Here is an 11562-nt window from a genome sequence, read left to right as displayed (position 1 = left end):
TTAACCTTAAGTTGACACTAATGCCCATCTGTAGATCCATAGCAAAAAAGCTAGTAAGTAGCGTTGGTGTCAGCAAGACTGGTAAAATCTACCCGTAGCGAATAAGAGCAAATCACCATGCCTACCGAAACTAACCCAGGGAATCAAACTACCACAGGTGCTGATGCTATTGATGAAGCGATCGCACAGGGAATCGATTTTGATGGTTCTCCGATTCCGCCCGCCAAGCTCGAACTTTATGGTAAAGTCATGGCGCTAGAAGGCAATAGACAGCGTAGTGGCGTCTCTAATACGATGCGATCGCGCATTGTGCGAATTGGTGCAAAACACATTCCCCAAGCAGAACTCGACCAATTACTTGTAGATGCTGGTTTCGCACCGTTAAAAGAAAAAGAAATTGCCTTTTTTTATGCTGGCAAATAGTTGATGTTTTACAGCAGTTTTCATTTATTTGAACCATATATGTTGTAGGGGCACAGTCAATTTAGAGCCAGGGCGACTGGAAGTCGCGGCTACACAAACGAAGTCCACCTCCGTGGACTAATCAAAATCAAGGATTCTTAACCCACGGAGGTGGGTTTTGCCTGTGTAGAGGCGGTTTGTAACCGCCGTTTTAACCCATCAACTCAATTCGTTTACCTCAAACATCCCAAATTGACATCGGTATTTTGGCTTCTTGAGTCTTTTTCTGATCGGCTTGAAAAGTCTATCTTCAGCAAGATATTCTCAACTTTCCCTTGTATTTGAATTGCCACACAGCTATATCTACTTAAGCAATAGCTGAAAGACTTGGAGAATATATGTCAGGAACTACGTCAAATTCAGAAATGCTATATCGAGTTCTCGGCAGTACAGGAGAGAAAGTTTCCGCTATCGGATTGGGTGGTTGGCATATTGGCTTGAAGCACGTTGATGAGCAATTGGGTATCCGCATTGTGAGAACAGCGATTGATCGCGGTATCACTTTTATGGATAACAGTTGGGATTATAACGATGGAGTCAGCGAAATTCGCATGGGAAAAGCACTGCGCGATCGCTACAGAGATAAAGTATTCCTGATGACGAAAATCGACGGTCGCTCTAAGAAAGAAGCAGCAAGACAACTAGACGAATCACTTCAACGTCTGCAAGTGGATTGCATCGATCTTGTGCAGCATCACGAAATCATTCGTTATGAAGACCCGCATCGAGTTTTTGACGAAGAAGGGGCGAATGCTGCCTTAATTGAGGCGCGGGAAGCTGGCAAACTCCGATACATCGGCTTCACTGGGCACAAAGATCCCCATGTTCATCTGCACATGCTGGAAGTTGCAGCTACTCACGGGTTTAAATTTGATACAGTGCAGATGCCGCTGAATGTGATGGATGCTCACTACCGCAGCTTTGCAAAGCTGGTTGTACCAGAACTGGTAAAACAAAACATCGGTGTTCTGGGGATGAAAAGCCTAGCAAACGGTATTCTTTTACGATCAAAGACTGTAACACCAATTGAGTGTTTACACTATGCTTTGAATCTACCGACATCAGTTGTGATTACCGGAATTGATAGCATGGAGATTTTAGAGCAAGCCTTTGAAGCAGTGCAAACATTCCAGCCAATGAACGACGAGCAGCTACGATCGCTCTTAGCAAAAACAGCAGAAGCGGCATCACGCGGCGAGTTTGAGCCATTCAAAACCTCATCAATTTTTGACAGCACTGCCCAAAATCCAGATTGGCTGGGAGACGAACCACAGCGCATCCAACAATTGATGTCAGCTTGACGCCAGAGCTAACGTAGTCTAGAAGATTAGCGATGTCTACGACGGGCGTAGCTGCGGCACTTGTCTTCATCAGAACGTATGTTAGCCTGCGTTGAGTGTCAATTACGCTTAGGTGCAGTATAGTATTAAGTTGCTCGCTGAAAAGCCTGGGCAATAGCATTGCGGGCAAGTTTAGGTTGTAAGTTGCGATCGTAGGGAAGCGGACGCAGAAATTGCTGGGCGCTTTGATTGGCTTGAAATGTTGCTGGCAAATAATTGGGATCAAATATCCAAGAATATTTGTCAGTAATCCCCCATGTAATTACAGTATCAACATCAGCCGCAAAACATAGGTCAAGATATCGCTTGTAATTGTCAGCTACCATCTGGTCTAACTTTTGGATAGTGCTGGGTAATGGGAAATCAATGATAATATCTAATTCTGAAATTATTGGTTTAACTCCAAGATTATTAAAGAAGTCGGAAGTCGGAAGTCGGAAGTACAGTTTTGTAACGGGGATTTAGAACAAGACTTACATACTTGCGGCTTCTTTTGTAGCCGGGGACTTAAACCCACCGAATTTTGTTAAGTCTTTTTAAGAGAGAACTAAATCCTGTAGCGTCAAAATTATAGGCAGTAGAAAACCATAGATGCGATTCGACACCCGCGCCGTCGATTTTAGCTCCATTATTCTTCAAGTATTCGATCAATGCTAACCAACGGTCTGTTCTCCATAAAGCGCCTTCCATACTACTCTCGTTTAGGTAAAATAGCTTAGTACTATCAACCGAAGCCGCAAATTTAAACAACTCTAGAATATATTCCGGTGTTAATCCTGGAAGTAAACCATAAACCTGATCGCTTGTCGCGTTTGGATTGGCTGCAATAATTTCATTAGTGATATCCCAAGAAATTAAAACTGGGCTATTTTTATAGTGTCCCATCACCCCACTAACATGTTGTTTGAGTTGTTTCATTGTCGGTGGAAAATGATTTGTGAAAATTCTCGGTGTCCAGATCCCCAACTTCTTTGAGAAGTCCGGGATCTAACTTTTCACGAATGATTAAGTAGGGCTATAAGTGTTGAGGTCACACTTTGCCGTGGATGCTTTGGTAGTTACTCTGATTGCTCATGCCCTCAATAGAGACAGCGTAAATTATCCATCTTTCCAGTCCCCTACTGGCTAGGGTAGAACTAACCCGCATCGCCTATTCTTTTCTGGTTGTCACTACTGCATTTATTGTCTAATTTGTCAATGCGTAAGTTCGGAATTAGTCAAGATATAACCATTAAGTGAACAGCGATCGCTCATGCCAAAAGCTCTAAAATGTTTAATTCGCTCCTTGATTACCAGAGAAAAAATCTTTACTCAAAATTCAATCTATCTAAATAGTGAATTCCTTTAACAACTTATGACGCAAAAACCTCTATCTAGGGAACGATATGGCAAATCAGCTAAATGAAGTAAAAATAGTATACTAAATCACATGAGACTGTATTCTATGAAACTGAATTATTTTACAAAACAGTTTTCCACCGTAAAACGCTGGATGGCTACAACACTGTTTTGTATGTTAGCGATCGCTTTCGTTTGGCAAGGTGCATTTTTCTCGAACACCTCAGCAATGGCTAATCCCACTGCAACCTTGATTGCATCGAAAGACGCGGGCGATCAAGTTCAAGAAAAAGCCAGCGAAGATGCTGGACGAGCCAAAAATTTCATCCAAGATACGGCAGATAAAGTTAAGCAAACTGCCAAGAACAATGCCAATAAAGTTGATCGAGCAACCGATGACAATGGTAGTTTTGTTGAACGCAAAGCCAAGAGAGATGCGGCTCGAATTCAGGAAAGAGCAGACGAAGATGCCGGTCGTACTAAAAAAGCAGTAGACAAGACAAAGAATGCTGTTGAACGCACTGTTGATAACATCAAGGATGCTTTTAGCAAGTAGAGAAGACATCTGAAAATGAGGTAGGCACAATTCATCAATTGTGCCTACCACGATGAGTGGGGAAACTAAGCCGCTTAACATCGGGCGAGGCATAAAACCAAGTTTTCTATCTCTAGTTTTCTCTTGTGTTCCCCACTCCCTAGTACAGACGCGATTAATCGCGTCTCTGCCTACTCCCTACTCCCGCCCCGAAGGGGTTATTAACTACGCTTCCTTATTAAAGTTAGCCCATCCGCGATCGCTAGAACGGTGATGTCAATCCGTTCATCTTTGTAGAGTTTTTCATTCAGTAATCGCAGGGCTACGGTTTCAGTGTCTTGAAATTCTTCGTCAATTACCTTCCCAGACCAAAGCACGTTATCAATGATAATTAATCCGCCAGCACGTATTAACTGTAGTGCGCGTTCATAATAATTAAGGTAATTTTCTTTGTCTGCATCAAGAAAAATCAAATCGAAAGTTTCGGCTTCAGAGTTACTTAATAAAGCATCTAGTGTCTGTAGTGCAGGTGCCACCCGCAAGTCAATTTTGTTGGCTACGCCTGCTTGCTGCCAATAGCGTTGAGCGATGTTTGTCCATTCTTCACTAATGTCACAGGCAATAATCCGACCTTCAGGTGGTAACGCTAAGGCAAACCAGAGTGCGCTGTAACCAGTAAACACACCGATTTCAAGGATTTTCTTGGCATTTATTAGTTGAGCGAGAAACGCCATAAACTGACCTTGTTCGGCAGGGATTTGCATACTCGCATATGGCAATTTTACTGTTTCCTCCCGGATTTGACGTAAAATATCAGATTCGTGTAGTGAGATTGTTAAGATATAATCACGTATCCCTTCAGGTATTTGCCAATTTTTCAACATTTCAATCTTTCCTCAAAAGTTAGATATTTGATAGAATAACTGCTCCATATTTAGGGAACAGAAAAATTTTACTCCGATATGCGATCGCTTAGTTTTCCAATTGATAAAAGGGGTTTTCAGGCGATAGAAGAGTCGTTTGTACGTGAGCGTGACAGAATTTTGCTAACATTTCGGCCACGGAATCTCGGGTTGTAATGGCTCGTTCTTCACTGTTTTCTCCGAGAGCATCAATATTCATTACAATCACTTGAGTTGTTTCTGTAATCCGGGTTTTATGTCCATTGCGCCAATTCCAGCGACGACACATCACTTCTCCTGAATCAGCAGCAACATAAATTACTTCCCCGACATCAGGATTTTCAATGGTTTCTGGTAATCCTATCGGAGTAAAACGTTCATTACCATTGCTATAACGCAGTTCTAAGAGAGTTCCTGCACTTGTTAAGTCATCTCCTCCTACAGGAATAACATCTCGGATAGAGTTGATATTCATAATTGCAACCACCTTATTGATAAAAGGAATAGATGTGCCTGGTTTTTGAACTCTTTTCAGCAAATTCCGATGAGCCGGGATGAATTTATTGAAGTTTGAGCCAAATTGACGATGAGCTTCATCCCAATCAGTAATCCGAGGATCTGTTTTTAAATCAATGGGATGCAGAGATGCTTGACTAATGACTTCATTGAGCGTATTTTCTAAGCTCTCTGAATGCCCTTGGTTTTGTAGTTGTGTTGCAATGACGATTCCTCGGCGAAAGGTGGGATAGTTATTGAAGATGGCTTCATCAATACGGATGGTTGCATTCATTGTGATTTTCTTGATCGGTTTATAATCCGCTTAATTTTGCTAGGGATAACTTCAAAGGATTGCTCCTAGTTAAATTAAGCGGATTGATGATCGAACCGATAACCTGACATTACCCGATGTTGGGGATCGAGTAACCGTTCACGATTTTTCTCAAATTGCTCTAAAGTCTCAACCGCAGTTTTTTGGGCAGAAATTCCGACTGAATTTGAACGTATACTACCTGTTTCGCCACCCCCAAACTTAGAACAAACTCCCTTATGGGCGTGAGCTAAACTTCTGTAGGCTAGAACAAACCGTTCATGGCTCGATTGCAGTTCCGGGGGGAGATTTTCAAAAATGGGCTTTAATCGCATCCAAATTGCCACCAGGAAAAAATGATCCCATAACATTAAACCACTAAAGTCATGAGACTCAACATAAGGAGGAATCATTGTCGGACGAATATGCTGGTCATAGTCTGCTGGATTAAAACTCGCTGCCAGTTCCATCGCTGCACCAGAGGCTAACATGAGAGTGGCAGCAGATTCTAATTCTACTTGAGCTAAAGCGAGATTTTCGTTAATCATTGCTTGCTCAAACCTCTGCAACGCAATATTTAAAGCTTGAATCATCGAAAAAAACGACCAGTGAAGTTTTTTCCAAATCTCTAATGATTGTGGTGACATTTAGCTATTCTTCCCAAGATAGAGTAAACACTCTTGTAAGTAACTTTACATACTCCTGATAGCCCTTCTTTAAATCGACGACTTTGCTAGAGTTAAAGTCCTTCGACTGAGAGAGCAACAAAAATTCTCGAAGGGCAACAAGGAGACTAGAAATAAGAACAATAGCAGTATCCTCAGTTTGAACGTGGACTATTTGAAAGTAGCGATCAAAGTCGTCGATTTTTTCTAAACTTAAGAAGCTATTATGAGTTAGTAGATCATTAACTGGCGATCGCTTTGTTTCCCCGATAATAATTAAGGCTTGATTCAGCTTATCCCCTGCTAGGTCACCACAGGAATGGTTAACCGCTTCTAATATCAACTTGAGTGCCTCAGACACTCGCTCATCCATCTCATCACTCAGGGTTAACTGAGTTGGTAATTGCTGAGGAGTTAGCAAATTAAGATATTCAGATTCCATCGCCGCTCTCGTGATGTACTTGGAGTAAATATTTAATTGCTGGCAACAGATTTGTTAAGTAACTATAAAGTTTTCTAATTTGGCAGCCAATATTTTTACATTAGCTTCATAAAGCATGAGACATTAGTTTCCAACTATCCAAATCACCCTGACGGGCTTTTGGCTCTACTTTATCAGTAAAATACTCAAAAATTTTACATAAAATGAACGATAAAATTTACTCATTAATTTAGGAATATTAATTTACTAAACAAATGCTGAAATTTAGTTGAAGAAGAATTCAGAAGCGGAGCTTGGGATTGCTCCGCTCCTGAATTCTGTTTCCATAAAATAACTAAGTATTTTTACATACATATTTTTTGTCGCGCTCAGATCAACTAGCGATCGCTGAGAAAATTAGCTACTCTTAACGAAGAATAAAAGAAACAATAGGAAAATATTTATCAGCAATTATGCTGAATATATAGTTATAAATGAGATATTTAACTTTCTTTTGGACTAACTTTAAAAGGCAAAACTGAGTAATCTACTTATGGAATTTCCCCAAATTGCTCCTGAAAAGCTTATTTTTGTATACGGATTAAATGACTATTTTTAAGTAACATTACTTATTGACAAAAATGTGTTATGACTTTAGCTGATTGCAAGCTCATTTTGACGAATTGTTAATAGGGAACAAATTTTTCACCATTATTAATTACGAAGTTATACTTTCCACTACAACTTAGTAACAATGTAAGAGTTTGATTCTGTGAACAACCCGGCCGTGGGAAAATCAAAATACCGAAACTCGAAATTAGAGAGGAAAACCCTATAATATGCATCTGAGCGAAATCACCCATCCTAATCAGTTGCACGGTTTATCTGTTCGCCAACTGCAACAGATTGCCCGTCAGATTCGAGATAAGCATCTCCAAACGGTAGCAGTTAACGGTGGACACTTGGGGCCAGGGTTGGGTGTTGTTGAATTAACACTAGGACTTTACCAGACACTGGACTTAGATCGGGATAAAGTGATTTGGGATGTAGGACACCAGGCTTATCCCCACAAACTGCTGACAGGACGTTACGATCGCTTCCACACCCTCAGAGAAAAGGACGGAGTTGCCGGTTATCTCAAACGCGGTGAAAATAAGTTTGACCACTTTGGGGCTGGACATGCTTCTACAAGTATTTCCGCCGCATTGGGCATGGCTTTAGCGCGAGACTTGAAAGGGGAAAAATTTAAAGCCGTTGCTGTGATTGGCGATGGGGCGCTGACTGGGGGTATGGCTTTAGAAGCCATCAACCATGCTGGACACCTGCCAAAAACGAACCTGTTGGTTGTTCTCAACGACAACGATATGTCTATATCTCGCAACGTCGGCGCGATTCCCCGCTATCTCAACAAAATGCGCCTCAGTCAACCGGTGCAATTTATTAAGGATAATCTTGAGGAACAGTTTAAGCAAATTCCCTTCGTTGGCGAATCCCTGTCACCTGAACTCGGACGCATTAAAGAAGGTATGAAGCGCTTGGCTGTTCCTAAGGTAGGTGCAGTTTTTGAAGAACTCGGCTTTACCTACATTGGGCCAGTGGATGGGCATAATCTCGAAGAATTGATTGCCACTTTCCAACAGGCACATCAGATCCCAGGCCCAGTTTTGGTACACGTAGCAACAGTCAAGGGCAAAGGCTATGAAATTGCCGAACTAGATCAAGTTGGCTACCACGCCCAAAGCCCCTTCAATGTAGCAACTGGCAAAGCCATTCCTTCCACCAAACCCAAACCCCCGGCTTATGCCAAAGTCTTTTCTCACACTCTGGTAAAACTTGCCGAACAAAACCCGAAAATCATCGGGATCACTGCGGCAATGGCAACGGGGACAGGCTTAGATAAACTTCAAGCAAAATTGCCCAATCAATATATTGATGTCGGCATTGCTGAACAACACGCGATTACCCTAGCTGCGGGACTTGCAACTCAGGGTATGCGCCCGATCGCCGTTATTTACTCTACCTTCCTGCAACGCGCCTATGACCAGATAGTTCATGATGTCTGCATCCAAAGCCTGCCAGTATTCTTCTGCTTGGATCGGGCAGGAATTGTCGGTGCTGATGGCCCCACCCACCAAGGTATGTATGACATTGCCTATCTGCGTTGCATTCCCAACATGGTAATGATGGCACCCAAGGACGAAGCAGAAATGCAAAGCATGATCGTAACTGGTGTTAACCATACCAGTGGACCGATCGCTATGCGTTACCCTCGTGGCAATGGCTACGGTGTCCCCCTGATGGAGGAAGGTTGGGAACCTTTGGAAATTGGCAAAGGCGAAATTCTGCGTACAGGCGATGATGTGTTAATCGTCGCCTATGGCACAATGGTTTATCCAGGAATGCAAGCTGCTGAACTTCTCAGCGAACACGGCATTGAAGCAACTGTAATTAATGCCCGTTTCGTTAAGCCTTTGGATACCGAGTTGATTTTGCCTTTGGCTAAGAGAATCGGTCGCGTTGTCACCTTGGAGGAAGGCTGTGTAATGGGTGGCTTTGGTAGTGCGATCGCGGAAGCTTTACTAGATGCAGATATTCTAGTTCCTGTCAAGCGATTTGGTGTACCAGATGTGTTAGTAGATCATGCTGAACCCAATGAATCTAAAACAGAACTAGGTTTAACTAGTCATCAAATAGCAGAGAGAGTTTTAGAAGCTTTCTTTAAACGGCAACTATCCACTGTTGTTTAGCTAATTCTTTGTAGAATGAATCGCCCACACTTGTTACTCAGGTGTGGGCGATCGCAATAAAATAGGAGTCAGAACTCAGGAGTCAGAATACTGAATTCTGACTCCTGAGTTCTGAATTCTTCTTATAAATTAGAATAAAAATAAACTCGATTAAATTTGGAAAAATCAAATGAGGGTTGAGAGATGGACGGATGAGATGGTGGATGGATTGGCTTCAAGCGTTACAGAACTGCGGGAAAGCGTTACTGAACTGCGGGAAAGCGTTACTGAGGTGCGTGATAGTGTTACGGAACTACGAGAAAATCTGCGGGAAAGCGTTACTGAACTGCGGGAAAGTCTTACTGAGGTGCGGGAAAGCGTTACTGAGGTGCGTGATAGTGTTGATGGTCTGAGGATAACTGTTCAAGCTTTATTACAAGTGGCTGCTCAAAGTCAGCGAGATATGGAATTAATAAAGCAACGACAAGAAGAAAATGATCAGAGATTTAATATTTTGTTAGAAGAAGTCCGCTATTTAAGACGAGGCAATCAAGAGAGTTAAAATAATTCGTAATTCGTAATTCGTAATTCGTAATTCGTAATTCGTAATTCGTAATTCGTAATTCGTAATTCGTAATTCGTAATTCGTAATTAAGTTTTGTAGGATTTAGACCCCGCCACAAAACTTGTTGCTTGTTAGTTGCTCTTTACTTAAACCCCCAGAATTTGTTAAACCAATTCGCAATAGAGCCTCCGGCACGCACTCGCGTTCGCAATTACGTTTTGTGACGAGGATTTAGCGCTGCATTGCGGTCTTGGGGTCTCCCTCGCCGCAGGATGCGCGATCGCTTTGCGGACGCACCAGAAGCGCTGTAGAGGAGCAACTTTGCAAGACAAACCCCGACCCAAAACGTTCTGCCATTCTTAGGCTGTTTACTTAAACCCCCAAACTGAATTAAAGACTTGTTAGCGTTTTGATATCATACTTTATGGTATTTTAAGGGATTTAGTCAGGCTTCTTTCTATGACACCTTCTACAAACCAAGTTTATCCCGTTATTTGGCACAACAACTCGGTGTCACTAATTGACCAAACTCGCTTACCTAACGAATATACATTTGTGGAAATTCATCGCAGTGAAGATATGGCGCGGGCGATTAAAACCATGATTGTCCGAGGTGCGCCGGCAATTGGTGTGGCTGCGGCATATGGAATATATCTTGGTGCAAGGGAAATTGCCACAAGCGATCGCCACGAATTTTTGCAACACTTAGATAAAGTAGCCCAGTTGTTGCGTTCTACTCGTCCGACGGCAGTAAATTTATTTTGGGCAATTAGCCGGATGATGACAGCCGCCTACGAAACGCTGGGAACTGTGGAAGACATCAAGCAAACCCTTTTCCAAACAGCCCAAGCGATTAATATTGAAGATTTGCAAACTTGTCATGCGATCGGCGACAATGGTTTGGCAGTCTTACCTAATACCCCAGAAAAGTTGACGCTGCTTACCCACTGCAACGCTGGGGCGCTAGCTACGGCTGGATATGGCACAGCCTTGGGTGTTGTGCGTTCCGCTTGGAGGGAAGGACGTTTAGAACGTTTGTTTGCCGATGAAACCCGTCCCCGCTTACAAGGCGCAAAACTCACCACTTGGGAATGTATCCAAGAAGGTATTCCCGTGACATTAATTACTGATAATATGGCAGCCCATTGCATGAAACAGGGTTTGATTCATGCTGTAGTTGTGGGTGCCGATCGCATTGCGGCTAATGGCGACACTGCTAATAAAATTGGTACGTATAGTTTAGCGATCGCAGCTAAAGCCCATAATATACCCTTCTTTGTGGCTGCACCTGTTTCTACCGTTGATTTTGCATTAGCCGATGGCAGCAAAATTCCCATTGAAGAACGCGAACCAACTGAAATCTATCAAGTTGGCGATACCATTCTCACACCTGCGGGTGTAGATTTTTACAACCCAGCTTTTGATGTCACGCCGGCTGAGTTGATTACAGCCATCATTACAGAGAATGGAGCGATCGCACCTGATCAATTAGCAAAATCACGGGTAAAGCAAGTCGCTTAACCAGTTCGGTGGGTTTAAGTAAAGAACAACTATCAAGCAGCAAGTTTTGTGGCGGGGTCTAAATCTCCGTTACAAAACTTAATTACGTTAGCGTAGCGGTAGCGAGTCCGCGTTCGCTTTTAGCGTCTCGTAGAGAGCGTTATTCTGACTTTTCACGGGATATGGAAAACCTCTCTCTAAATCTCTCTCCTACAGCGTTATTACGAATTATTTAACTAGCGCGTTGGGCGGCTCTGCCGACTTGTCGCGACTGGCGTCAAGTGGCGTGGGAACCCCCGC

General features: G+C 42.7%; 12 protein-coding genes. 6 read left to right on the top strand and 6 right to left on the bottom strand.

Going from position 1 to position 11562, the window contains the following annotated elements; genetic code table 11:
• Positions 1–117 precede the first annotated feature (117 nt).
• A complete protein-coding gene (locus V7L05_RS11310; protein ID WP_335164241.1) occupies positions 118–423 on the top strand; it encodes a small RNA NsiR4-regulated ssr1528 family protein in 306 nt (101 codons plus the stop codon).
• 377 nt (positions 424–800) lie between these two features.
• Entirely contained in the window at positions 801–1763 is a 963-nt protein-coding gene (locus V7L05_RS11305) for an aldo/keto reductase (protein ID WP_335164240.1), read from the top strand.
• A 125-nt stretch (positions 1764–1888) separates the two neighbouring features.
• Here V7L05_RS11305 and V7L05_RS11300 read toward each other — a convergent pair whose 3' ends face one another.
• On the bottom strand, positions 1889–2170 hold the full coding sequence (locus tag V7L05_RS11300; protein ID WP_442937852.1) for an endo-1,4-beta-xylanase: 282 nt from the start codon (positions 2168–2170) through the stop codon (positions 1889–1891).
• Positions 2171–2309: 139 nt separating this feature from the next.
• Positions 2310–2720, bottom strand: coding sequence for an endo-1,4-beta-xylanase (locus tag V7L05_RS11295; protein WP_335164239.1), 411 nt, complete (start codon positions 2718–2720; stop codon positions 2310–2312).
• A gap of 526 nt (positions 2721–3246) precedes the next feature.
• Between V7L05_RS11295 and V7L05_RS11290 the strand changes: the two genes are divergently transcribed.
• Positions 3247–3696: a hypothetical protein gene (locus V7L05_RS11290; RefSeq protein ID WP_335164238.1), complete on the top strand. Its 450-nt coding sequence runs from the start codon at positions 3247–3249 to the stop codon at positions 3694–3696.
• A 200-nt stretch (positions 3697–3896) separates the two neighbouring features.
• Here V7L05_RS11290 and V7L05_RS11285 read toward each other — a convergent pair whose 3' ends face one another.
• From V7L05_RS11285 to V7L05_RS11270, 4 genes are all read right to left on the bottom strand, one after another.
• On the bottom strand, positions 3897–4559 hold the full coding sequence (locus V7L05_RS11285; protein WP_335164237.1) for a class I SAM-dependent methyltransferase: 663 nt from the start codon (positions 4557–4559) through the stop codon (positions 3897–3899).
• Positions 4560–4647: 88 nt separating this feature from the next.
• The gene (locus V7L05_RS11280; RefSeq protein ID WP_335164236.1) at positions 4648–5367 is read right to left on the bottom strand and encodes a B3/B4 domain-containing protein; all 720 of its coding nucleotides are present in this window, start codon (positions 5365–5367) and stop codon (positions 4648–4650) included.
• Between the two features lie 74 nt (positions 5368–5441).
• Complete coding sequence (locus tag V7L05_RS11275) at positions 5442–6032, bottom strand: siderophore biosynthesis protein (RefSeq protein WP_335164235.1); 591 nt, start codon at positions 6030–6032, stop codon at positions 5442–5444.
• 4 nt (positions 6033–6036) lie between these two features.
• A complete protein-coding gene (locus V7L05_RS11270; protein ID WP_335164234.1) occupies positions 6037–6492 on the bottom strand; it encodes a hypothetical protein in 456 nt (151 codons plus the stop codon).
• 818 nt (positions 6493–7310) lie between these two features.
• Here V7L05_RS11270 and dxs point away from each other — a divergent pair.
• The 3 genes from dxs (at position 7311) to mtnA (ending at position 11283) form a co-directional block, all read left to right on the top strand.
• Positions 7311–9218, top strand: a complete 1908-nt coding sequence (gene dxs, locus V7L05_RS11265) for a 1-deoxy-D-xylulose-5-phosphate synthase (protein WP_335164233.1) — start codon at positions 7311–7313, stop codon at positions 9216–9218.
• A 169-nt stretch (positions 9219–9387) separates the two neighbouring features.
• A complete protein-coding gene (locus V7L05_RS11260) occupies positions 9388–9759 on the top strand; it encodes a hypothetical protein (RefSeq protein WP_335164232.1) in 372 nt (123 codons plus the stop codon).
• A gap of 462 nt (positions 9760–10221) precedes the next feature.
• Positions 10222–11283: an S-methyl-5-thioribose-1-phosphate isomerase gene (gene mtnA, locus V7L05_RS11255; protein ID WP_335164231.1), complete on the top strand. Its 1062-nt coding sequence runs from the start codon at positions 10222–10224 to the stop codon at positions 11281–11283.
• Positions 11284–11562 lie beyond the last annotated feature (279 nt).

Source organism: Nostoc sp. (assembly GCF_036917755.1).
GTDB lineage: Bacteria > Cyanobacteriota > Cyanobacteriia > Cyanobacteriales > Nostocaceae > Nostoc.
Note: the sequence above shows the minus strand (reverse complement) of the source record. Positions and strands in the feature narration are given on the sequence as shown.